The sequence below is a fragment of the Burkholderia sp. BCC1985 genome (assembly GCF_905339915.1).
In the GTDB taxonomy this organism is placed as follows: Bacteria; Pseudomonadota; Gammaproteobacteria; order Burkholderiales; family Burkholderiaceae; genus Burkholderia.
Genome location: NZ_CAJPGY010000001.1, coordinates 38,257 through 60,167, shown reverse-complemented (window position 1 = coordinate 60,167; position 21,911 = coordinate 38,257). Strand labels below are relative to the sequence as shown.

Here is a 21,911-nt window from a genome sequence, read left to right as displayed (position 1 = left end):
CATCAGATGTTTCAGAGGCGGTGCGGCGCGACGATCCGGTGTTTCGCGATCCGCCGGTACAACGTCGCGCGCGAGATGCCGAGTGCCTGCGCGGCCGCGTCCGGCCGCCAGCGATGCGCGGTGAGCGCCGCGACGATGCGGCCGCGTTCGTCGTCCGGCAGCGCGCCGGGCGGCCCGGCGCCGAGCTGCGCGGCGAGATCGGCCGGCAAGTCGCGCCGCGTCACGCGCGCGGCGTCGCACACCGCGCACGCATAGCGCAGCACGTTGCGCAGCTGCCGCACGTTGCCGGGCCACGGATACGCGGCGAGCTGCTCGGCGAGCGTCGCGTCGAGCGTGAGCACATGGCCGGTCGCCTGCGCTTCCTCGGCGAACACCGCGGCGATCACGTCGCTCACGTCCGCGCGCTCGCGCAGCGGCGGCAGTTCGAACGTCGCGCCGCTCAGCCGGTAATACAGATCCTCGCGGAACGTGCCGTCGGCCACCATCCGCGCGAGATCGCGGTGCGTCGCGCAGATCACGTCGAGATCGACGCGCACCGGCGTATCGCTGCCGAGCGGGACGACCTCGCCGTCGGCGAGCACGCGCAGCAGGCGCGTCTGCAGCGTGAGCGGCATGTCGCCGATTTCGTCGAGGAACAGCGTGCCGCCGTCGGCGAGCGCGATCTTGCCGCGCGCGCCGTGCTTGCGCGCACCGGTGAACGCGCCGGCCGCATAGCCGAACAGCTCGCTTTCGATCAGCGCCTCGGGCAGCGCGCCGCAGTTGACCGCGACGAACGGCCGTGCGCGTCGCGCACCGGCGTCGTGGATCGCGCGGGCGAACACTTCCTTGCCCGCGCCGGTTTCGCCGAGCACGAGAATCGGCAGCCGCTTGCTCGCGACACGCAGCGCGAGTTCGGCCTGCTGCGCGACGCGCGCGTCGCTGCTGTGCAGGAACGGCGTCAGCGCGCCGACGTGGCGCTGCGCGGTGCCGGGGCGGCGCGATGCCGGGGCGGTTTCGCGGCCGGCGCGCCGTAGCGGCGCGCGCAGCCGTGCATAGAGCGGGGCGCCGGTCGCGCGCAGCCGCAGCGCGACGATCGCGTCGAGCCGCGCGGCGTCGCGCAGCGGCATCTCGGTCGCATCGAAGATCTCGTCGATATGGCGCGGCTCGCGCAGCGCCGGCAGCGCGTCGCGCGCCGTCCGGTTCGCGGCGACGATATTGCCGCATTCGTCGAATGCGATCAGCCATTCGGGCTGCGCCTCGACGTAGTGACGATTCGGATGCCCGAACAATATCCAGTGCTGCGCGGTGCTGTGCACGAAGTAGCCATCCTCGATCAGCGCCGCGCTCTGCCGCACGAGCTGGTACACGAGACGCTGGCTGTCGCGGCCGTCCGGCGACTGGACGGCCGACGCATCGAGCACGCCGATCAGTTCGCCGCCCGGCGCGAAGATCGGGGCCGCGCTGCAGGTGAGCGTGGTGAAGGCCGCGCGGAAGTGGTCGGTCTTGTGCACGGTGATCGGCGCGAGATCGGTCAGCACGCTCGCGACGCCGCAGGTGCCTTCCTCGCTTTCCGACCAGCACGAGCCGATGTGCAGCCCCGCATGACGGAAGTCGTTGCGGCGTTCGCGGTCGATCCGGTAATCGATCGTCACGCCGTGCGCGTCGGTCAGCATCACGCAGTAGTCGGCGACGCGAATCATGTCGTGCAGGCGCGTCAGGCACTGGCCTGATGCGCGCAGGAAGGCCTCCTCCTTGTCGCGCACCTCGCGCAGCTCGGCCGCGGTCAGCACGCGCGGGCCGATCGACGACGCCGGGTCAAGCGCGTAGCGCTCGAGCGAGCGCTGCCACGACGACACGAGACGCGCGGAATCGGCCGGCGCGGGCAGGCGTCCGGCGAGCGCGCCGAGCACACGGTCGGCGTGCTGGGCCTGGGGGACTGCGTAGGGCATGATCGGCTCCGGTTCCGTACGGCGGGGAATTCGATGTTCTTGTAGCACATCCGCTTGCGCGGATCACATTGCATCGCAGCACGCGCGCGGCGTGAGACGTTCGTCTCAGCGGTATCTCAGCCGGTCTCGCGCGGCTGAGACGCGCGGGCAGGCCGCGCGCAACGGTGGGCCGGCGCACGGCGGTGCGCGCCGCGCCGCGAGCCGCGTGGCTTGCCGGCGAAATTGCGGTCCGGATGAAGGCGCCGAAACCGGCGCGCCAGGAGATCGACCGCGTGAGACGCACGGGCGGTTTCGCAGGGCGTCGGGCGCTCGCGGCAGCAGATGCCGATGCCTGGCGTACCGGCCGAGCCAGTCCGCACGCGGGTTTCGCGGTCATTGCACACACGGTGGCACGCCGCTTGCAGATGTCACGGGCAAGCCGGCGCAATCGCGTCGGCGACGACGATCCGCTGCCCTCGATGACGGCGGACGACACATGCAGGGCCGGCGCGCGAGCGCCGGTCCACTGGATGGAGACAAGCCCGTGACGACGCCCGTGACCGTCGGCGTGATCGCGAACCCCGCATCGGGGCGCGACATTCGCCGCCTGACGACGCATGCATCCGTATTCCCGACGGCGGAAAAGGCCAACATGGTCGTGCGCCTGCTCGCCGGCCTCGGTGCGATGGGCGTCGAGCGCGTGCTGACCTTGCGCGACAAGACGGGCATCGCGACGCTGCTGATGCGTGCGCTCGATACGCATCGCGCGGTCGCGCCGCACGAGCGCTGGCCCGACGTCGAATTCGTCGACCTGCCGATCTCGGACACCGTCGCCGACACGCAGGCCGGTGCCGCCTACATGCGCCGGATGGAAGTCGCGCTGATCGTCGTGCTCGGCGGCGACGGCACGCATCGCGCGGTCGCCGCGCATTGCGGCGCGACGCCGCTCGTCGCGCTGTCCACCGGCACCAACAATGCGTTTCCCGAACATCGCGAAGCGACCGTCGCGGGCGTCGCGGCAGGACTCGCCGCGACCGGCGCCGTGCCGGCGGAGGTCGCGTTCACGCGCAACAAGCGGCTCGTCGTGCGCTGCGCGGCGGGCGCGAACGCGGGCCGCGAGGAGATCGCGCTCGTCGACGTGTGCGCGGCCCGCCAGCGCTTCATCGGTGCGCGCGCGATCTCGGGGCCCGACGACATCGACACGCTCTACCTGACGTTTGCGGAGCCGGACGGCATCGGCCTGTCCGCGCTCGGCGGCGCGTGGGCACCGCTCGAGCGCAGCGCGCCGCACGGGCTCGCGATGCGCTTCGCCGCCGACGGCAAGACCGCCGGCACGCCGCTCGTCGCGCCGATCGCACCCGGCCGCGTCGATCGTGTCGTGATGCGCAGCTGCGAGCGGCTCGAGCCGAATGCGTGGCAGACGATCCCGTTCGAGCACGGCACGCTCGCGTTCGACGGCGAGCGCGAGATCGAGGTCGCGCGCGGCGAGCGCTACGAGATCGCGCTCGACTGGCGCGGGCCGTTGACGGTCGATGTCGGCCGCACGCTGCGTTACGCGTCGTCGCGGCAGCTGTTGCGCGATGCCGGCGCGTGGCGCTTCTGATCGCGGCTTCGCGACGACATCTCGATCGGATTCCGAACCTTCTGCAAGGAGACTTCACCATGACAGCCCGTTTCGACGAACCGGTCGCCATCGCGCGCATGCGGGCCGCGCGCGTCGACGGGCGCTTCACGTTTCACTGACGGCCGCAGGGCCGCCATGCAATCCGTCGCCGCAGCGTTGCCGCGGCGGCATTCGCAGTCAGACCTATCCAGGAGACACACATGACCGTTTCGACACAGCTCAGCAGGGACACGCTGCTGGACGCCTACCGGCTGATGCGCACGATCCGCGAATTCGAGGAGCGCCTGCACGTCGAGTTCGCGACCGGCGAAATCCCCGGCTTCGTTCACCTGTATGCGGGCGAGGAGGCTTCCGCGGTCGGCACGATGCTGCATCTCGGACTTGCAGACTACGTCGCCACCACGCACCGCGGGCATGGCCACTGCATCGCGAAAGGCGTCGACGTGCACGGGATGATGGCCGAGATCTACGGCAAGAAGACGGGCGTCTGCCACGGCAAGGGCGGCTCGATGCACATCGCCGACCTGGCGATGGGGATGCTCGGCGCGAACGGGATCGTCGGCGCGGGCGGCCCGCTCGTGTGCGGCGCGGCGCTCGCGGCCAAGCACAAGAAGACCGGCGGCGTCGGCGTGTGCTTCTTCGGCGACGGCGCGTCGAACCAGGGCGTGATCTTCGAATCGATGAACCTCGCGTCGGTGTGGCGCCTGCCGGCGATCTTCGTGGCCGAGAACAACGGCTATGCGGAAGCGACATCGTCGAGCTGGTCGGTCGCGACCGACAACATCGCCGACCGCGCGAACGGCTTCGGGATGCCGGGTGTGATCGTCGACGGCTTCGACTTCTTCGCGGTGCACGAGGCGCTCGGCGAAGCCGTCGCGCGCGCGCGCAACGGCGGCGGCCCGACGCTCGTCGAGGTGAAGTTCACGCGCTACTTCGGCCATTTCGAAGGCGATGCGCAGACCTACCGCGCGCCGGGCGAAGTGCAGAAGCTGCGCGACGAGAAGGATTGCCTGAAGCATTTCGAAGCGCGCGTCGTGCGTGCCGAGGTGCTGACGACCGACGATCTGCGCGCGGTCGATGCGCAGGTGAAGGCGCTGATCGACGATGCGGTCGCGCAGGCGAAGGCCGCGCCGCTGCCCGACGCGGCCGACCTGCTGACCGACGTGTACGTGTCGTACCCGTGAGCGCGCTCTGACATAGCCGCCAGCGGCCGGCGCGGCCGGCACGGCGAACCGAATATCCCAGGAGACAGACATGGCAAGGAAGATCACTTATTCGCAGGCGATCAACGAGGCGCTCGCGCAGGAAATGGCGCGCGACGACAGCGTGATCGTGATGGGCGAGGACAACGCGGGCGGCGCGGGTGCGCCGGGCGAGGACGACGCATGGGGTGGCGTGCTCGGCGTGACGAAGGGGCTGTTTCACAAGTTTCCGGGCCGCGTGCTCGATACGCCGCTGTCGGAAGGCGGCTACATCGGCGCGGCGGTCGGCGCGGCCGCGTGCGGGATGCGGCCCGTCGCGGAGTTGATGTTCATCGATTTCATGGGCGTGTGCTTCGACCAGATCTTCAACCAGGCCGCGAAATTCCGCTACATGTTCGGCGGCAAGGCCGTGACGCCGGTCGTGATCCGCGCGATGTACGGCGCGGGCCTGCGCGCGGCCGCGCAGCATTCGCAGATGCTCACGTCGCTGTTTACGCACATTCCGGGGCTGAAGGTCGTGTGCCCGTCGACGCCTTACGACGCGAAGGGGCTGCTGATCCAGTCGATCCGCGACAACGATCCCGTGATCTTCCTCGAACACAAGCTGCTCTACACGCGCGAAGGCGACGTACCTGAGGAATCCTATGCGATTCCGTTCGGCGAGGCGAACGTCGTGCGCGAAGGCGACGACGCTACGATCGTCACGTACGGCCGGATGGTGCATCTCGCGACCGACGCGGCCGCGAAGCTCGCGAAGGACGGCATTCACGTCGACGTGATCGACCTGCGTACGACGTCGCCGCTCGACGAGGAAACGATCCTCGAAAGCGCGGCGCGCACCGGGCGCGTGGTGGTGGTCGATGAAGCGAACCCGCGCTGCTCGATCGCGACCGACATCGCCGCGCTCGTCGCACAGCGCGCGTTCCGGACGCTCAAGGCGCCGATCGAGCTGGTCACCGCGCCGCATACGCCCGCGCCGTTCGCCGGCGTGCTGGAAGACCTTTACATCCCGTCCGCCGACGCGATCGCGCAGGCGGTACTCAAGACCAGGAGCTGACACGATGTCGATTCACATGATCACGATGCCCAAGTGGGGGCTGTCGATGGAGCAGGGGCAGGTCAACGGCTGGCTGAAGGCGATCGGCGAGCGCGTGACGAAGGGCGACGAAGTGCTCGACGTCGAGACCGACAAGATTTCGTCGGGCGTCGAGTGCGCGTTCGACGGCACGCTGCGCCGGCAGGTCGCGCAGGAGGGCGAGACGCTGCCCGTCGGCGCGCTGCTCGGCGTGGTGGCCGCGGCCGAGGCGAGCGATGCCGACATCGACGCGGCGATCGCCGAATTCCAGCGCGATTTCGTGCCGGCCGCGGCCGCCGACGACGCGGCGGGCCCGCAGCCCGAGAAGGCGCAGATCGGCGGACGCACGGTCCGGTTCCTGAAGCTCGGCGACGGCTCGGGCACGCCCGCCGTGCTGATCCACGGCTTCGGCGGTGACCTCAACAACTGGCTGTTCAACCACGCGGAGCTCGCCGCGCACCGGCCCGTCTGGGCGCTCGATCTGCCGGGGCATGGCGAGTCGGGCAAGGCAGTCGACACCGGCAGCCTCGACGAACTGGCCGATGCGGTGCTCGCGCTGCTCGATGCGCAGCACATCGAGCGCGCGCACCTGATCGGCCATTCGATGGGCGGCGCGGTGGCGATGACGTTGGCCGACAGCGCGCCGGAGCGCGTCGCATCGCTGACGCTGATCGCGAGTGCTGGGCTCGGCGCCGACATCAACCGCGATTACATCGATGGCTTCGTCGCCGGCAACAGCCGCAACACGCTGAAGCCGCACCTCGGCGCGCTGTTCGCGGACCACGCGCTCGTCACGCGGCAACTGGTCGAGGATCTCGTCAAGTACAAGCGGCTCGAAGGCGTGCAGGCCGCGCTGGAGAAGATCGCGAGCGCCGCGTTCGACGGTGCGGCCCAGCGGCGCGTGTTCCGCGACCGCGTCGGGTCGCTCGCGCCGCGCACGCTTGTGATCTGGGGCGAGCACGACCAGGTGATTCCGGCGCGGCACGCGCAGGGCTTGCCGGACGGCGTGCGTGCCGAGGTGATTGCCGGCAGCGGCCACATGGTGCAGATGGAGGCGGCTGCCGACGTGAACCGCCTGATCGTCGCATTTCTCGGAGACTGACGATGACCGCCGCGCTCGAACGACCCAGCCTCACCGCGCTCGGCCAGCCGGGCGCGCGCAGCCGCGACAAGCTCGCGCGCATTCCGGTGCGCGTCGAGCCCGCGGGCGGCGCGGCGCTGCCGAAGCCGCCGTGGCTGCGGGCGCGGCCGATGATGAGCGGGGCGGTCGCCGACATGGCGGCCGTGCTGCGCGAGCATCGGCTGCATTCCGTCTGCGAGGAGGCGATGTGCCCGAACATCGGCGAATGCTTCGCGCAGCGCACCGCGACCTTCATGATCATGGGCGGGCTGTGCACGCGGCGCTGCCCGTTCTGCGACGTCGCGCACGGCCGTCCCGAGCCGCTCGATGCCGACGAGCCCGCGCGGCTCGCGGCCGCGGTCGCGGCGCTCGGGCTGCGTTACGTCGTGATCACGTCGGTCGATCGCGACGACCTGCGCGACGGCGGCGCCGCGCATTTTGCCGCCTGCATCGCGGCGGTGCGCGCGAGCGTGCCGGGCATCGGCGTCGAGGTGCTGACGCCCGATTTCCGCGGCCGCGTCGCGCGTGCGCTCGATGCGTTGTCGTCGGCGTGGCCGGACGTGTTCAATCACAACATCGAGACGGTGCCGTCGCTGTATCGGGCGGCGCGGCCGGGCGCCGACTATCGCGGCTCGCTCGAACTGCTCGCGCATGCGAAGGCCGCGCGGCCGACGCTCGTGACGAAATCGGGCTTGATGCTCGGGCTCGGCGAGTGCGACGACGAGGTGCGGGACACGCTGCGCGACCTGCGCGCGCACGAGGTCGACGTGCTGACGCTCGGCCAGTATCTCGCGCCGTCCGCGCACCATCTGCCGGTGCGACGCTACGTGAGCCCCGAGGCGTTCGTCGCGTGGCGCGACGAGGGGCTGGCGCTCGGTTTCAGGGAAGTCGTTGCCGGACCGCTCGTGCGGTCCTCGTACCACGCGGCCGACGTGCTGGAGGACGCGTAGGCCGCACGCCGTGCGTCATGCGCCGTATGCGCCGACGGCCGGTTGCGCGCGGCTGACGTGGCGCAGGTAGAGCGCGAGGCCCGCGCCCGCCAGCATCAGGCTGATCGTGTTCGCGAACCAGAAGCCGCGCGCGCCGGTCAGCCAGGCGGGGGCGAGGCCGCCGACATCGAAGCCGAGCACGTAGCCGCCGCCGAGTCCGACGCCCCACAGCGCGACCGCATAGATCACGGTCGGCACGACCGCGACCTTGTACGCGCGCAGCACGAAGGCGGACGTGATCTGCAGCGCGTCGAAGAAGTGGTAGCAGGTGACGATCGCGACCAGCGGCAGCGCGGCGGCGGCCACGGCCGGATTCGGCGTGTAACCGCTGACGATCAGCGGACGCAGCGTGAACACGAGCACGCCGTACGCGGCCGCGATCCCGCACGCGAGCATCACGCTGTGCCGGCCGAGCAGCCGCGCCTCGTCCGGGCGGCCGGCGCCGAGCGCGCGGGCCACCAGCGTCGACGCCGCGACCCCGATCGACAGTGGCGTCATGTACAGCACCGCGCCGATGTTGCCGGCGATCTGGTGGCCGGCGAGCGTCGTCGTGCCGAACTGCGCGATGAAGAGCGCCATGCACGTGTACGACGTGACCTCGATCAGGTACGACAGGCCCATCGGCACACCGAGCTTCAGGATCGCCTTCTGGCGCGCCCAGACGGGCCAGCAAAAGCGCGAGAAGATCGAAAGCGGCGAGAACACGTCGAGCTTCGCGAGCAGCGTGAAGCCGATCAGCGCGAGCGCCCAGTTGATCAGCGTACTGGCGAGCCCGCAACCGGGGCCGCCGAGGGCCGGCACGCCGAGCCCGCCGAAGATGAACCATACGTTGAGCGGAAACTTGAGCAGCAGCGCGCCGACCTGCAGGATCATCGCGAGGCGCGGCTTGCCGGCCGCGTTGGTCAGCGCGTTGTAGATCCGGAACACGAGGCTCGCCGGCAGGCCGTACGACAGGATTCGCAGGTAATCGACCGTGCGGTCGTGCAACGCGGGCGGCGCGTGGGCGATGTGCAGCAGCGGTTCGGGAAAATGCAGCAGCAGGAAGCCGGGCACCGCGAGCATCAGCGCGAGCCACAGCGCCTGGCGGACTTCCTCGCCGATCTCGGCGTAGCGCCGCGCGCCGTACAGCTGCCCGGTGATCGGCTGCAGCGCGGACAGGATGCCCGTCAACCCGATGTAGACCGACACGTAGATCGACGAACCGAGCCCGAGCGCGGCGAGGTCGATGGCCGAGTAGCGGCCGACCATCGCCGTGTCGATCACGCCGAACGCGATGATCGCGAGCTGGCCGACGAGCACCGGCCACGCGAGGCCGACGATCCGTCGGATGTCGGCGAACATCGTCAATCGACCGCCCGGTGGCGTGGGCCACGGCGCTTGACGGGCGCCGCCGGCCGCTCGATGCGCTCGTACAGGCGGAAGCGCTCGTCGCGGTCGGCCACGCGGCGGCCTTCCCATACGAGGCGCCACACGTATTGCGACATCGCGCTCGGCTCGCCGAAGTCGGAGCGGTCCTGGCGCAGGATCACGTCGCAGTCGCCCGAGAATTCGAAGTGCATGTCGCCGAAATAAGCGAAGGTCGCGATCTGCGCATCGCCGAGCCGCACGGGCGAGATGCACTCATAGTCTTTCGGCAGGTGCGACGCGATCTGTTGCGCGACGTCGCTGTAGGTCCGGCCGTAGTTGACGATCGGCAGCCACAGCGTCATCAGCAGCACCCACATCAGCGTGGTGCCCGCACCCGACAGCACGACGCTGCGCCACAGCACCTTCGGCTGGCGCGACACGCGCCAGCGCGCGAGCAGGCACCAGCACACGGTGACGATCACCGCGCAGACGAACGACAGGATCTTGAAGTGCGGTTCGTAGCCCGGCACGAGGCGCGCGAGGTTGCGCGCGAGCGGATGCGGGAAGCCGGTGAGCGACGCGAGCCACACGAGCCACACGAAGGTGCCGAGGATCGTGAAGCTCAGCACCGCGAACCAGTCGAACGCGTTGATCGCGCCGCGCTTGAGGGTCGGCAGCGCGAAGGTGGCGAGCACCGCGAGCGGCGGCAGCAACAGCATGTACATGCGGTTCGACTGCTGGCTCTGCAGGATCACGAGCGCGACGAGCGGCACCACGACCGACAGTGGAATCGCAATGTGCGCGCGGCGGCGCATGCCGGCCCAGCTCCACCAGGCCCAGATCGCGAGCGGCCACGCGGGCCACGTGAACAGCGGCAGGTTCTTCGCCGCATACGCGAGCACCGCGGTCGGCGGGCCCGAGAAGCGCATCAGGCTGCCGTGGATCCACTGGTTGAAGAACCATGCGGCGTCGTCCGGCGCTGCCTGGAAGGCGGCGAGCGGCCACAGCGCGAAGATCGCGGCCGCGAGCGGCAGGCCGATCAGCGGCAGGCGCAGGTTGCGCATCTCCGGCGTGACGAGCCACAGCGCGGCCGTGCCGGCGAGCAGCGCGATGACCAGCACCGGGTTGCCGGACAGCGCGACGAGGCCGATCGCGGCGCCCCACCACAGAGCACCCTGCAGCGGCTTGTCGATGCCGCGCACGATGCCGTACACGAACATCGCGATCCACGCGAACTGCGCGAGCTGCGGCGTCGTTTCGTGGCCGCGCTCCGCGAGCCCGAAGCATGCGACGAGGACCAGCAGCGCGCCGTCGGCGAGCGTGCGGCCGTAGTCGCGCGGCTCCGGCTCGCCGCCGAATGCGTACTTGAACGGTTGGACCTCCGCACGCCGGCCGAGCAGATAGGCCGCGTACCAGACGAACGCGCACGCGACGCAGAACAGCACGCCCGTGTCGACGCGCGACGCGTTGCTCGCGTCGACCCACGGCGCCAGCGCGCGGATCGACAGCGCGCCGAGCCAGTAGGCGAGCGGCCCGTCGGTCGTGATGAACTTGCCGACGAGATTCGGCAGCAGCCAGTCGTGCCAGCCGCCGGTGGCCATCGTCCACATCACGCCGAAGCCCGCCGCGTCCTCGTTCTTCCACGGATCGCGGCCGAACAGGCCGAACGCCGCGTAGACGAGGCAGAGCGTGAGCAGCAGCCAGCGCGGCAGCGCGCGCGTGGCGGAGGCGGTGAGGCGAACGACAGGCTTCATGCAGATGAGCGATTTGTTATGAGCGGGCGGCCGGTGCGGTCATGCGCCGACGGCGCGGATTCGAGCATCCGGCATTGTAGACGCGCCGGCCGTTGCGCGTCAGACGATTGCCCGGCCCCGGCCCCGGCCCCGGCCGCCGTGCGGCGTTGTCCCGGCGAGCGGCGACAAAAAAGGGCAGCCTGGGCTGCCCTTTCGTGCGGTACCGGTGCGTTGCAACCACCGGAACGGTGCGAAGCTTACTTCGCCTTGCCGTTGGCGCGAACGCCGAACTTGTTCTTGAACTTCTCGACACGGCCTGCCGTGTCCATGATCTTTTGCTGACCCGTGTAGAACGAGTGCGATTCCGACGACACTTCGATCTTGGCGAGCGGGTAGGTCTTGCCTTCGTGTTCGATGGTTTCACGCGTCTGGATCGTCGAGCGCGTGATGAACTTGAAGCCGTTCGACATGTCTTGGAAGACGACTTCGCGGTAGTCCGGGTGAATGCCAGGTTTCATGATGTTCCTTGGTGAGAGCGGTAGCCAACCCGCCGCTTGCCGTGCCGGACCGCACACATTTGCGCGATTTCAGCCGACGTCAAGCCCGGCGCGAGCCACTTGCCTAAGGTCGAAAAACGGCGATTATGCCAGAAAATCAGACGGTTGACGAATAATTTTCGTCACGCGTCGAGGGCGCCGGTGCGGGCCGGATCCTGCCGGTAATAGCGGGCGAGCAGCCGGTAGAGCTCCGGAAATTCGGACTCGAACGCGCGCGGTCGCACGAACAGCGCCTCGCTGCACACCGCGAAGAACTCCGACGGGTGATCGGCCGCATAGGGATCGATCAGCGAGTCGCGCTCGAAGCGCGTCCACGCGCGATCCGGCACCGCATCGACGCGCGCGCAGAACTGGTCGTACGCGTGCTCGAACACGTCGGCCCAAGCCTGCGCGTCGAGGTGCGGCGCGTGCCAGCGGCGAAAGAGGGGCGGATAGCCGTCGGCCGCGCCGTTGATCATGTCGATCTTGTGCGCGAACTCGTGGATCACGACGTTGTACGCGTCGCGGCCGTCCGTCATCTGCGCGTCTTCCCACGACAGGATCACCGGCCCGCCTTCCCACGCTTCGCCGCTCGCGTCCTGCTCGACTTCATGGACGACGCCGTCCTCGTCCTGCACGGTCTTGCGGATCACGAATTCGCCCGGATACACCACGACGCCGACCCAGCCGTCGTACAGCGACAGATCGAGATTCAGCACGGGCAGGCACGCCTGCGCGGCGATCGCGACGATCATCTCGTCGGTCAGCTCGAGCCCGTGCGCGGTCGAAAACGATTTCTTCGCGATGAACAGGCTCGTCAGCTCGCGCAGGCGGCCCAGGTCGGCGGGCGTCAGCGCAGCGAGGAACGGCAGGCGTGCGACGGTGTCCTGCCACAGCGCATCGGGAATCGGATGGCTGCGCAGCGCGCGGTCGCGGCGGCGGTCGTCGAACCAGCGGGTCAGTTTCGAGAGCATGGAAGCAGCGCGGGGAAATCCAAAGCCTGACTTTTAACTCAATCGATCTCTTTTTGCCATGCCGCGAACAGGCCGCCGACCAGCGCGACGCCCGCGAGGAAATAGAAACCGTCGAGCGACGCGAGGAACGACGCCTGTTGCGCAACCATCCGCGCGATCGATGCGATCGCGAGGGCGTGCGCGTCGTTCAGTGCATGGCCGGCGGCCGCATAACCGCGCGTGAGGGCGTCGACGGTCTGCTGGAACAGCGGATCGAACACGTTCGCGCGCTCGACGAGCCGCGTCTGGTGCAGGGCCAGCCGGTGTTGCTCGACGATGATCACCGACGACGTCGCGAACGAGATCGTCAATTGCCGCACGATGTTCTTCAGCCGATAGCCGTGCGTGTATTCGTCGATCGCGAAGATGCGGAACGTCAGGTTCGCGACCGGCAGCACGATGAACAGCAGCAACAGCCCGCGCAGCAGCAGCGGGACGATCAGCGCGGCCTCGCCGACCTGGGGCGTCATCCGCGTCATCCACAGCGCGGCCGTGACCGCGATCGCGAACCCCGGCACGACGAACCACTTCTTGTGCGTGACGCGCTTCGCATGGCGCAGGTAGGCGAACAGCGCGGTGGCCGAGATCAGCGACATCGTGCCGACCAGGCGCCCGGCGTTCTCGACCGGGTAGCCGAGCCCGCCTTCGAGCAGGCGGGACGTCAGGTAGCTGAAGCCCGTCGACTCGTAGTAATAGAACATGTACAGCAGCAGCCCGACCTGGAACGTGCGTTCGCGAAACGCGTGCAGCCGCACGAGCGGCGTCGGATGGTTCCACTGGTGATAGGCGAACCACGCGAGCGCGCCGAGGCCGGCGATCGTCAGCAGGAACAGCATCGGCGAGCCGCTGTAGAGCTGGTAGTGCACCTGCTGCAGCACGATTTGCAGCGCGCCTTGCGCGAGCGCGAACACGACGTATGGCCAGAAATGCCCGGAGCCGCGTTCGTCGTCGGGCGTCCTGCCGGAATCGGGGAGCGTGAGCAGCGCGAGGATCGCGAACGCGATGCCCGCGGGCGCGGTGCAGGCGAACAGCGCGCGCCACGTCGAATGTGCGACGAGCAGCCCGCCGACGATCGGCGCGAGCGCGCTGCCGAGCAGGATCATGATCAGGAACGCGCGCGTGGCGGGCGGCCGCTCCTGCGGCTTGAAGCTGACCTGGATCAGGATCCGGCAGGCACCCATCATCGGGCCGATGAAATAGCCCTGGAAGCCGCGCGCGAACGCGAGTTCGAGCGACGTGTCGGCGAGCGCGGCCGCGATCGCGCCGAACGAGAACATCAGCATGCAGCCGGCGACGTAGCGGCGATGCCCGAGCCGGTCGACCCACCATTGCTGCTGCAGGATGCCGAGCACGGCCGTGACCGCATACGCGCTCGACGACCACACGAGTTCGTCGGGCGATGCGTTGACGCCGCCCGCGATGTAGCTCGCGAAGAACGAGAAGGCCGCGTTGTCGAAATAGTCGATGCCGGTGACGAGCGCGAGCGCCCACGGGAACAGGTCCGCGCGCAGGTTCGCGCGGCTCCAGAGCGGCGAGCGACCCGGCGCGACGTTCATTCCCGGTCCTTGCGCGTACGCCGCGCGCCGGCCTCGGCCTGCCGTTGCGCGATCAGCGCGTCGGGGTTTTCGCCGGCGAGGCGCCGTTCGACGTAGTCGATGTCGTGCTGCAGTTCCTTGCGCAGCGCGACCGCTTCCTTCAACTCGCGCTGGACGGCCGCGATCCGCTCATCGAGCGTGTCGATCTGTTCGGCGAGCCCCGAGCGGATCTCGCGCAACGATGCGTCCGAATAGCGGCGCCGGCCGTCTCCCGTTTCTTCCAGCGGGCGCTTGAGCATCTCGGTGATGCCGTGCAGCGAAAAGCCGAGCGCGCGCAGCCGCAGGATGCGGGCGAAGCGTTCGAGATCGGCTTCGTCGTACAGGCGATAGCGGCCGCCGCTGCGCGACGGCGTGACGAGTCCGCGCTCTTCGTAGTACTTCAGCGTGCGCGGCGTGACGCCGAGCCGCGACGCGGCGTCGCTCACGGTCAGCAACGAGGGGGAGGCGTCGTTCGGCATCGGGGTGGCAGGGGCTTCGGTCGGGACGATGGCGCGATTATAGATCAACCTGTACGTTCACGTACAGGTTGATGCGAAAAAACGGCCGCCGGGCGAAACGCGCGGGCGGCCGTTCGGTGCGGGGCGACGGCGATCAGCCGCCGCGGCGCATCAGGTCGAAGAACTCGGAATTGCTCTTCGTCTGGCGGATCTTGTCGAGCAGGAACTCCATCGCCTCGACTTCGTCCATGTCGTGGATGAACTTGCGCAGCACCCAGATCTTTTGCAGGATCTCGGGCTTGATCAGCATTTCTTCGCGGCGCGTGCCCGACTTGTTCAGGTTGATCGACGGATAGACGCGCTTTTCCGCGAGACGGCGCTCGAGGTGCACTTCCATGTTGCCGGTGCCCTTGAACTCTTCGTAGATCACGTCGTCCATGCGGCTGCCGGTCTCGATCAGCGCGGTGCCGATGATCGTCAGCGAGCCACCTTCCTCGATGTTGCGCGCGGCACCGAAGAAGCGCTTCGGACGCTGCAGCGCGTTCGCGTCGACACCGCCCGTCAGCACCTTGCCTGACGCCGGGATCACGGTGTTGTAGGCGCGTGCGAGACGCGTGATCGAGTCGAGCAGGATCACGACGTCGTGCTTCATTTCGACGAGGCGCTTGGCCTTCTCGATCACCATTTCGGCGACCTGCACGTGACGCGTGGCCGGTTCGTCGAAGGTCGATGCGATCACTTCGCCGGCGACCGAGCGCTGCATTTCGGTCACTTCTTCGGGGCGCTCGTCGATCAGCAGCACGAACAGGATGACGTCCGGATGGTTCTGCTTGATCGCGTGTGCGATGTGCTGGAGCATCACGGTCTTGCCCGACTTCGGCGACGCGACGAGCAGGCCGCGCTGGCCCTTGCCGATCGGCGCGATCATGTCGATGATGCGGCCCGTGACGTTTTCTTCGCCGCGCATTTCGCGTTCGAGCGACAGCGGCTTGTTCGGGTGCAGCGGCGTGAGGTTCTCGAACATGATCTTGTGTTTCGAGGCCTCGGGCGGCTGCCCGTTGACTTTGTCGACCTTCACCAGCGCGAAGTAGCGCTCGCCGTCCTTCGGCGTGCGGACTTCACCTTCGATGGTGTCGCCGGTGTGCAGGTTGAAGCGGCGGATCTGCGACGGGCTGATGTAGATGTCGTCGGTGCTCGCGAGGTACGACATTTCCGGCGAGCGCAGGAAGCCGAAGCCGTCCGGCAGCACTTCGAGCGTACCGTCGCCGAAGATCGTCTCTCCCGTCTTGGCGCGCTTTTTGAGAATGGCGAACATCAGCTCCTGCTTGCGCAGGCGGTTCGCGTTTTCGATCTCCAGGCCATTGGCCATTTCGATCAGTTCGGACACGTGCAGAGACTTGAGCTCGGATAAATGCATACGGAGAACCCGCCAGGGAGGAGAAGCGACGAAAAGAAATAAGGGAGGAGGGGCGAGCGGAGGCGCTCTGAGACTTAATGCGTCTTGTAGACGTTTTTTGATTCTAGCATACGCCGATTCGCGCCTGAGCGGCCGATCGGCGGCTTGACGGCGGACGTGTTGTCGGTTGACAACACGTCCGCGGAACGGCCGGTATTACAGGTGGCTGTCCAGGAATGCGGTGAGTTGCGACTTCGACAGCGCACCGACCTTCTGTGCGGCGGCCGCGCCGTTCTTGAACAGGATCAGCGTCGGGATGCCGCGCACGCCGAACTTCGCAGGCGTTGCCTGGTTGTCGTCGACGTTGATCTTGGCGATCTGCAGCTTGTCGCCGTAGTCCTTCGCGACTTCGTCGAGGATCGGGGCGATCATCTTGCACGGGCCGCACCATTCGGCCCAGAAGTCGACGAGCACGGGCTTGTCGGATTTGACGACGTCCTGTTCGAACGATGCGTCGCTGATGTGTTTGATCTGTTCGCTCATTGGGTCAATACCTCTTACGGTTCGGGGACTGCCTGCTTGGCGCGTTGCGGCGCTCCGGCGGCCTGTCGGCTGCCGGCCGCTGCGGCAGGTCACTCCGCTCCCCGGAAGGAGGGGCGTAAGCGCTGCTTGGCGCGGCTCGCGGGTCGTTCGGGCGTCATATTAGCCTAAATTGCTATCCGCTGCGGGCGGCGATAGTAGCCGCTACGCGAGTAGGGGTACGACGCGCCGTTCGACCGTTGTGATCCGAACGTGGAGGCCGCCTCGCAAAATACAAGAGTCACGGTCTCTATCGCGGAATCTGTCCACCTGTTCGCGCCTGTTCGCGCCGGATCGACGGGCCCGTACGCGCGCCGGTTCGCTCGATCGTGCGCATTGTTGCGAACAAACGGTCGCATTTGGCCGGAAGCGGTGATAGAATATGCCGTGACGGGCCTCCTCGCATGGTGGGGCGGTGAACCTGGTCAGGTCGGGAACGAAGCAGCCACAATCGTTTTCTGCCAGTGCCGAGGGTCGGGCTCGTCACCTTTCCTCTCGCCCCGTTCGCCGGGCGTTTTTTATTTCTGCGTCATTCTCCGTTTTACCTGCGTCTTGCTCGTTTTCCGCACCGTTTCGCGTGTCGGCGCGACGCAGCGTTACTGATACAATTTCCCGATGACCTATCAAGTTCTCGCACGCAAGTGGCGTCCGAAGGATTTCGCTTCGCTCGTCGGCCAGGAGCACGTCGTCAGGGCGCTCACGCACGCGCTCGACGGCGGGCGTCTCCATCACGCCTATCTGTTTACCGGAACCCGCGGCGTCGGCAAGACGACGCTGTCGCGGATCTTCGCGAAGGCGCTCAACTGTGAAACCGGCGTCACGTCGCAGCCGTGCGGCGTGTGCCGCGCGTGCCGCGAGATCGACGAAGGCCGCTTCGTCGACTACGTCGAAATGGATGCCGCGAGCAACCGCGGCGTCGACGAAATGGCCGCGCTGCTCGAGCGCGCGGTGTACGCGCCCGTCGATGCGCGCTTCAAGGTCTACATGATCGACGAAGTGCACATGCTGACGAACCACGCGTTCAACGCGATGCTGAAGACGCTCGAGGAGCCGCCGCCGCACGTCAAGTTCATCCTCGCGACCACCGATCCGCAAAAGATTCCCGTCACCGTGCTGTCGCGCTGCCTGCAGTTCAACCTGAAGCAGATGCCGGCCGGGCACATCGTGTCGCACCTCGAACGGATCCTCGGCGAAGAGCAGATCTCGTTCGAGCAGCAGGCGCTGCGTCTGCTCGCGCGCGCCGCGCAGGGCAGCATGCGCGATGCGCTGTCGCTGACCGACCAGGCGATCGCGTACTCGGCGAACGAAGTGACCGAATCGGCGGTGTCGGGCATGCTCGGCGCGCTCGACCAGACATACATGGTGCGCCTGCTCGATGCACTCGCGGCCGGCGCCGGCCCGGAGATCCTCGCGATCGCCGACGAGATGTCGCTGCGCAGCCTGTCCTTTTCCACCGCGCTGCAGGATCTCGCCAGCCTGCTGCACCGGATCGCCTGGGCGCAGTTCGCGCCGGGCTCGGTGCTCGACGAATGGCCGGAAGCGGCCGATCTGCGCCGCTTCGCGGAGACGTTGAGCCCAGAGCAGGTTCAGCTGTTCTATCAGATCGCGACGGTCGGGCGCGCGGAGCTCGGCCTTGCGCCGGACGAATACGCCGGCTTCACGATGACGTTGCTGCGGATGCTCGCATTCGAGCCGGCCGTCGGCGCCGGCAGTGCGCCGGGAGGTCAGCCGGCCGTGCCGCGTGCCGTGCCTGCACCAGCATCCGCGCCGCGTGCGGCCGCTGCCGTTGCGTCGGCTGCGGCACCCAAGTCGTCGGCGCCGCAGCCGGCAGCCGTGGCGGCCGCACGTCCGCAAGCGGCTGCGCCCGCTGCGCGTCCGGCAGCGGTCCAGTCCGACGATGCGGCGATTGCGCCGGCAGTGAAGGCTGTTTCGACACCGGCATCCGAATCTGCATCCGCGGCAACATCGGCTGCGACCGCAGCGCCGGCCGCACCGCAGCCGCAAGCGATCCCGGCACCTCAGGCGGTACCGCCGAGCGATGCACCGCCGGCTGTCCGCAACGAACCTGAACAGCCGGTTGCCGCCGCCAAGCGCAACGACGAACCTGCGCTGCCTGCCGAACCGGCGCCGCGTGCTGCGCCGGCCGAACCCGCCGCGCGCCCGTCTGCCCGCGGCGGTGCGGCTGCCGCACTCGACGTGCTGCGCAACGCCGGCATGCGCGTGTCGTCCGACCGCGCGCGTGCGGGCGCCGCGCCCAAGCCGGCGGCGGCCCAGCCGGCCGTCGAAAAGCCGGCGGCATCACGTCCTGCCGTGCAGGTACCGACGCCGCGCGCGGCGGCCCGCGCGCCGCAGGCTGCCGACACGCGCCAGGCCCCGCCGCCGTGGGAAGACATTCCGCCGGACGAATATGTGCCGCTCAGCGCCGACGAGATGTTCGGCGGTGCGGCGGACGACGGCTTCGTGCCCGTGTTCGACAGCGGCCCCGACGACGTGCGCATTGCGCCGAAGGCAGTGGAGTCCCGTCCGTCCGCGCCGGTCGACACGCGCCCGCTGCCGCCCGCGATCGCGCTCGACCCGGTCGGCTTCGACGGCGAATGGCCGGCGCTGGCCGCGCGGTTGCCGCTGAAGGGCGTCGCGTATCAGCTTGCATTCAACAGCGAGCTGACGGCCGTCGACGCGACGACGTTGAAACTGTCCGTGCCGGTGCCGCAGTATGCGGATGCCGCCCAGGTCGCGAAACTGAAGGCGGCCCTGGCCGATGCGCTCGGCAAGGCCGTCGAGGTCGCGGTCGAGGTCGGGCCCGCGCGGCGCACCGCGGCGGCACTCGATGCGGCTGCACGTGCGGCACGCCAGCGCGAGGCAGAGCAGGACATCCATGGCGATCCGTTCGTCCAGCAGCTCGTGCGTGACTTCGGCGCGCGTATCGTCGAAGGCTCGGTGCGGCCGCTCGCCGATCCGGCGCCGGACGGCACGCCGCCGACGCTGCATTGAACGAATCGCACTGCGACAGGCACAATCACGCCCGCACACATTGACCGGCACGCGCCGCGTGCCGGTTTTCACACGATCAAGAAGGAGTATTCCCATGTTGAAAGGCAACCTCGCCGGACTGATGAAGCAAGCGCAGCAAATGCAGGAAAACATGAAGAAGATGCAGGAGCAGCTTGCGCAGATCGAAGTCGAAGGGCAGTCGGGTGCCGGCCTCGTCAAGGTGACGATGACCTGCCGCAACGAAGTGCGTCGCGTGGCGATCGACCCGAGCCTGCTCGCGGACGACAAGGACATGCTCGAGGATCTGGTCGCGGCCGCGTTCAACGATGCGGTGCGCAAGGCCGAGGCGACGTCGCAGGAAAAGATGAGCGGCATGACGTCGGGCCTGCCGCTGCCCCCGGGTTTCAAGCTGCCGTTCTGAGCGCAGCCTCCGTTCAGCTTTCAGCCGCCGTATGAAACAGCCGTCCGCCCTGTCCGCGCTCGTCGAAGCGTTGCGCGTATTGCCCGGCGTCGGGCCGAAATCCGCGCAACGCATGGCGTACCACCTGATGCAGCACGATCGGGAGGGCGCGGAACGGCTCGGCCGGTCGTTGCTGTTCGCGACCGAGCACCTGCAGCACTGCGAGAAGTGCAATACCTTCACGGAGGCGCAGATCTGCGAGGTGTGCAGCGACGAGGAGCGTGATCCGACGCTGCTGTGCGTCGTCGAGACGCCGGCCGACCAGATCATGCTCGAGCAGACGATGACGTACCGCGGGCTGTATTTCGTGCTGATGGGGCGGCTGAGCCCGCTCGACGGGATCGGCCCGAAGGAAATCCATTTCGACCGCCTCGTGCGGCGTGCGTCCGACGGTGTCGTCAAGGAGGTCGTGCTCGCGACCAACTTCACGAACGAGGGCGAAGCCACCGCGCACTACCTCGGCCAGACGCTGAAGGCGCGCGGGCTCGCGGTCACGCGCCTCGCGCGCGGCGTGCCGGTGGGCGGCGAACTCGAATACGTCGACGCGGGCACCATCGCCCGCGCGATGCTCGACCGCCGCACGATGTAAGCCGGGCGCCGCCGGCCGGCGGCGCCGTTCCTCATGCCAGGGAGACACATGAGCACCAGCCAGGGCCCGCTCGCGGGCGTCAAAGTGCTCGAATTCGGGACGCTGATCGCGGGGCCGTTCGCATCGCGCCTCTTTGCCGAATTCGGCGCGGAAGTCATCAAGATCGAGGATCCGAACGGCGGCGACCCGCTGCGCAAGTGGCGCAAGCTGCATCCGGAGCAGGGCGGCACGTCGCTGTGGTGGTCGGTCCAGGCACGCAATAAGAAATCGGTCACCCTCAACCTGAAATCCGATGCCGGCAAGGCGATCGCGCGGCAACTCGCGCGCGAGGCCGACATCGTGATCGAAAACTTCCGCCCGGGCCTGCTCGAGAAGCTCGGACTCGGCTACGACGTGCTGTCGGCCGACAACCCCGGGCTCGTGATGGTGCGTCTGTCCGGTTACGGGCAGACCGGCCCGTACCGCGACCGGCCCGGCTTCGGCGCGATCGCCGAATCGATGGGCGGCTTGCGCCACATCACCGGCTATCCCGATTTGCCGCCGCCGCGCATCGGCATCTCGATCGGCGACTCGATCGCCGCGCTGCACGGCGTGATCGGCGCGATGATGGCGCTCCACCACCGCAACGTGAACGGCGGCGCGGGGCAGGTGGTCGACGTTGCGCTGTACGAAGCGGTGTTCAACATGATGGAAAGCGTGGTGCCCGAGTACGGCGTGTACGGGATGGTGCGCGAGCGTACCGGCGCGTCGCTGCCGGGCATCGTGCCGTCGAACACCTACGCGTGCCGCGACGGCAGCATCGTGATCGGCGGCAACAGCGACCCGATCTTCAAGCGGCTGATGAAGGCGATCGAACGCGACGACCTCGCCGACGATCCCGCGCTCGCTCGCAACGACGGACGCGTGCCGCGCACGCAGGAGATCGACGACGCGATCGCCGCGTGGCTCGCGCCGCGCACGATCGACGACGCGCTGGCGGTGCTCAACGCGGCCGACGTGCCGGCCGGGCGCATCTACAGCGCCGCCGACATGTTCACCGATCCGCAGTTCATCGCGCGGCAGATGATCCAGCGTTTCAAGCTGGCCGACGGCACCGACATTCCGCTGCCGAACATCACGCCGAAGCTGTCCGGCACGCCGGGCGAAACACGCTGGCTCGGGCCGGAACTCGGCGAGCATACGGACGAGGTGCTGCACAGTCTCGGCTACGACGCGCAGGCGATCGCCGCGCTGCGCGAGGCCGGCGCGATCTGAGCGCCGCGCACTCGGCGCTGCGCGTCAGGTTTGCCGAACGGGCATCTCGTCACGGCGGCCCTTC

General features: G+C 68.5%; 19 protein-coding genes and 1 other RNA gene. 11 read left to right on the top strand and 9 right to left on the bottom strand.

Features of this window, described 5'->3' with window-relative positions; genetic code table 11:
* Window positions 1-11: 11 nt before the first annotated feature.
* Window positions 12-1,928 (bottom strand): sigma-54-dependent Fis family transcriptional regulator, encoded by a 1,917-nt coding sequence (locus tag U4Z31_RS00270; protein ID WP_321809158.1) that lies wholly within the window; start codon window positions 1,926-1,928, stop codon window positions 12-14.
* A 523-nt stretch (window positions 1,929-2,451) separates the two neighbouring features.
* Between U4Z31_RS00270 and U4Z31_RS00265 the strand changes: the two genes are divergently transcribed.
* From U4Z31_RS00265 to lipA, 6 genes are all read left to right on the top strand, one after another.
* Window positions 2,452-3,510: an ATP-NAD kinase family protein gene (locus tag U4Z31_RS00265; RefSeq protein WP_257771347.1), complete on the top strand. Its 1,059-nt coding sequence runs from the start codon at window positions 2,452-2,454 to the stop codon at window positions 3,508-3,510.
* Window positions 3,498-3,650 (top strand): hypothetical protein, encoded by a 153-nt coding sequence (locus tag U4Z31_RS00260; protein WP_321809157.1) that lies wholly within the window; start codon window positions 3,498-3,500, stop codon window positions 3,648-3,650. The genes U4Z31_RS00265 and U4Z31_RS00260 overlap by 13 nt, the downstream gene beginning before the upstream one ends.
* Window positions 3,651-3,731: 81 nt before the next feature.
* A complete protein-coding gene (locus tag U4Z31_RS00255) occupies window positions 3,732-4,715 on the top strand; it encodes a thiamine pyrophosphate-dependent dehydrogenase E1 component subunit alpha (protein ID WP_044847260.1) in 984 nt (327 codons plus the stop codon).
* A gap of 70 nt (window positions 4,716-4,785) precedes the next feature.
* Window positions 4,786-5,790 carry an alpha-ketoacid dehydrogenase subunit beta gene (locus U4Z31_RS00250; RefSeq protein ID WP_044847261.1) on the top strand — a complete coding sequence of 335 codons (1,005 nt, stop codon included), beginning with the start codon at window positions 4,786-4,788 and terminating at the stop codon, window positions 5,788-5,790.
* A gap of 4 nt (window positions 5,791-5,794) precedes the next feature.
* Window positions 5,795-6,910, top strand: coding sequence for an acetoin dehydrogenase dihydrolipoyllysine-residue acetyltransferase subunit (locus U4Z31_RS00245; RefSeq protein WP_044847262.1), 1,116 nt, complete (start codon window positions 5,795-5,797; stop codon window positions 6,908-6,910).
* A 2-nt stretch (window positions 6,911-6,912) separates the two neighbouring features.
* On the top strand, window positions 6,913-7,878 hold the full coding sequence (gene lipA, locus U4Z31_RS00240) for a lipoyl synthase (RefSeq protein WP_321809156.1): 966 nt from the start codon (window positions 6,913-6,915) through the stop codon (window positions 7,876-7,878).
* A 15-nt stretch (window positions 7,879-7,893) separates the two neighbouring features.
* Here lipA and U4Z31_RS00235 read toward each other — a convergent pair whose 3' ends face one another.
* The 8 genes from U4Z31_RS00235 to trxA all read right to left on the bottom strand — a co-directional run bounded on the left by U4Z31_RS00235 (window position 7,894) and on the right by trxA (window position 16,517).
* Window positions 7,894-9,258 carry an MATE family efflux transporter gene (locus tag U4Z31_RS00235; RefSeq protein ID WP_321809155.1) on the bottom strand — a complete coding sequence of 455 codons (1,365 nt, stop codon included), beginning with the start codon at window positions 9,256-9,258 and terminating at the stop codon, window positions 7,894-7,896.
* 2 nt (window positions 9,259-9,260) lie between these two features.
* Complete coding sequence (locus U4Z31_RS00230; protein ID WP_321809154.1) at window positions 9,261-11,018, bottom strand: glycosyltransferase family 39 protein; 1,758 nt, start codon at window positions 11,016-11,018, stop codon at window positions 9,261-9,263.
* A 236-nt stretch (window positions 11,019-11,254) separates the two neighbouring features.
* Window positions 11,255-11,515 carry a type B 50S ribosomal protein L31 gene (locus U4Z31_RS00225; protein WP_044847266.1) on the bottom strand — a complete coding sequence of 87 codons (261 nt, stop codon included), beginning with the start codon at window positions 11,513-11,515 and terminating at the stop codon, window positions 11,255-11,257.
* 161 nt (window positions 11,516-11,676) lie between these two features.
* The gene (locus U4Z31_RS00220; RefSeq protein ID WP_321809153.1) at window positions 11,677-12,507 is read right to left on the bottom strand and encodes a M90 family metallopeptidase; all 831 of its coding nucleotides are present in this window, start codon (window positions 12,505-12,507) and stop codon (window positions 11,677-11,679) included.
* Between the two features lie 38 nt (window positions 12,508-12,545).
* Window positions 12,546-14,102 (bottom strand): MFS transporter, encoded by a 1,557-nt coding sequence (locus U4Z31_RS00215; protein WP_321809152.1) that lies wholly within the window; start codon window positions 14,100-14,102, stop codon window positions 12,546-12,548.
* The gene (locus tag U4Z31_RS00210) at window positions 14,099-14,599 is read right to left on the bottom strand and encodes a MerR family transcriptional regulator (RefSeq protein ID WP_044847269.1); all 501 of its coding nucleotides are present in this window, start codon (window positions 14,597-14,599) and stop codon (window positions 14,099-14,101) included. Before U4Z31_RS00210 ends, U4Z31_RS00215 begins: the two co-directional genes overlap by 4 nt.
* A 133-nt stretch (window positions 14,600-14,732) precedes the next feature.
* On the bottom strand, window positions 14,733-15,995 hold the full coding sequence (rho, locus tag U4Z31_RS00205) for a transcription termination factor Rho (protein ID WP_006478662.1): 1,263 nt from the start codon (window positions 15,993-15,995) through the stop codon (window positions 14,733-14,735).
* A gap of 195 nt (window positions 15,996-16,190) precedes the next feature.
* Window positions 16,191-16,517, bottom strand: coding sequence for a thioredoxin TrxA (gene trxA, locus U4Z31_RS00200; RefSeq protein ID WP_006402348.1), 327 nt, complete (start codon window positions 16,515-16,517; stop codon window positions 16,191-16,193).
* Between the two features lie 425 nt (window positions 16,518-16,942).
* Between trxA and ffs the strand changes: the two genes are divergently transcribed.
* The 5 genes from ffs (at window position 16,943) to U4Z31_RS00175 (ending at window position 21,847) form a co-directional block, all read left to right on the top strand.
* An RNA gene (gene ffs, locus U4Z31_RS00195) (signal recognition particle sRNA small type) lies at window positions 16,943-17,041 on the top strand.
* A gap of 127 nt (window positions 17,042-17,168) precedes the next feature.
* Window positions 17,169-19,544, top strand: coding sequence for a DNA polymerase III subunit gamma/tau (locus U4Z31_RS00190; protein WP_321809151.1), 2,376 nt, complete (start codon window positions 17,169-17,171; stop codon window positions 19,542-19,544).
* 94 nt (window positions 19,545-19,638) lie between these two features.
* Window positions 19,639-19,965, top strand: coding sequence for a YbaB/EbfC family nucleoid-associated protein (locus U4Z31_RS00185; protein WP_006755698.1), 327 nt, complete (start codon window positions 19,639-19,641; stop codon window positions 19,963-19,965).
* A gap of 31 nt (window positions 19,966-19,996) precedes the next feature.
* Window positions 19,997-20,593 carry a recombination mediator RecR gene (recR, locus tag U4Z31_RS00180; protein ID WP_044847271.1) on the top strand — a complete coding sequence of 199 codons (597 nt, stop codon included), beginning with the start codon at window positions 19,997-19,999 and terminating at the stop codon, window positions 20,591-20,593.
* 48 nt (window positions 20,594-20,641) lie between these two features.
* Entirely contained in the window at window positions 20,642-21,847 is a 1,206-nt protein-coding gene (locus U4Z31_RS00175) for a CaiB/BaiF CoA transferase family protein (protein WP_044847272.1), read from the top strand.
* The last annotated feature ends 64 nt before the right edge of the window (window positions 21,848-21,911 follow it).

What these genes read in the sequence shown, in the direction of transcription:
- U4Z31_RS00230 (WP_321809154.1), bottom strand. Translation starts at nt 11,018, where the DNA reads ATGAAGCCTGTCGTTCGCCTCACCGCCTCCGCCACGCGCGCGCTGCCG.
- U4Z31_RS00220 (WP_321809153.1), bottom strand. Translation starts at nt 12,507, where the DNA reads ATGCTCTCGAAACTGACCCGCTGGTTCGACGACCGCCGCCGCGACCGC.
- U4Z31_RS00215 (WP_321809152.1), bottom strand. Translation starts at nt 14,102, where the DNA reads ATGAACGTCGCGCCGGGTCGCTCGCCGCTCTGGAGCCGCGCGAACCTG.
- U4Z31_RS00190 (WP_321809151.1), top strand. Translation starts at nt 17,169, where the DNA reads ATGACCTATCAAGTTCTCGCACGCAAGTGGCGTCCGAAGGATTTCGCT.
- U4Z31_RS00225 (WP_044847266.1), bottom strand. Translation starts at nt 11,515, where the DNA reads ATGAAACCTGGCATTCACCCGGACTACCGCGAAGTCGTCTTCCAAGAC.
- trxA (WP_006402348.1), bottom strand. Translation starts at nt 16,517, where the DNA reads ATGAGCGAACAGATCAAACACATCAGCGACGCATCGTTCGAACAGGAC.
- U4Z31_RS00235 (WP_321809155.1), bottom strand. Translation starts at nt 9,258, where the DNA reads ATGTTCGCCGACATCCGACGGATCGTCGGCCTCGCGTGGCCGGTGCTC.
- U4Z31_RS00270 (WP_321809158.1), bottom strand. Translation starts at nt 1,928, where the DNA reads ATGCCCTACGCAGTCCCCCAGGCCCAGCACGCCGACCGTGTGCTCGGC.
- U4Z31_RS00245 (WP_044847262.1), top strand. Translation starts at nt 5,795, where the DNA reads ATGTCGATTCACATGATCACGATGCCCAAGTGGGGGCTGTCGATGGAG.
- U4Z31_RS00255 (WP_044847260.1), top strand. Translation starts at nt 3,732, where the DNA reads ATGACCGTTTCGACACAGCTCAGCAGGGACACGCTGCTGGACGCCTAC.
- lipA (WP_321809156.1), top strand. Translation starts at nt 6,913, where the DNA reads ATGACCGCCGCGCTCGAACGACCCAGCCTCACCGCGCTCGGCCAGCCG.
- recR (WP_044847271.1), top strand. Translation starts at nt 19,997, where the DNA reads ATGAAACAGCCGTCCGCCCTGTCCGCGCTCGTCGAAGCGTTGCGCGTA.
- U4Z31_RS00185 (WP_006755698.1), top strand. Translation starts at nt 19,639, where the DNA reads ATGTTGAAAGGCAACCTCGCCGGACTGATGAAGCAAGCGCAGCAAATG.
- U4Z31_RS00175 (WP_044847272.1), top strand. Translation starts at nt 20,642, where the DNA reads ATGAGCACCAGCCAGGGCCCGCTCGCGGGCGTCAAAGTGCTCGAATTC.
- rho (WP_006478662.1), bottom strand. Translation starts at nt 15,995, where the DNA reads ATGCATTTATCCGAGCTCAAGTCTCTGCACGTGTCCGAACTGATCGAA.
- U4Z31_RS00210 (WP_044847269.1), bottom strand. Translation starts at nt 14,599, where the DNA reads ATGCCGAACGACGCCTCCCCCTCGTTGCTGACCGTGAGCGACGCCGCG.
- U4Z31_RS00250 (WP_044847261.1), top strand. Translation starts at nt 4,786, where the DNA reads ATGGCAAGGAAGATCACTTATTCGCAGGCGATCAACGAGGCGCTCGCG.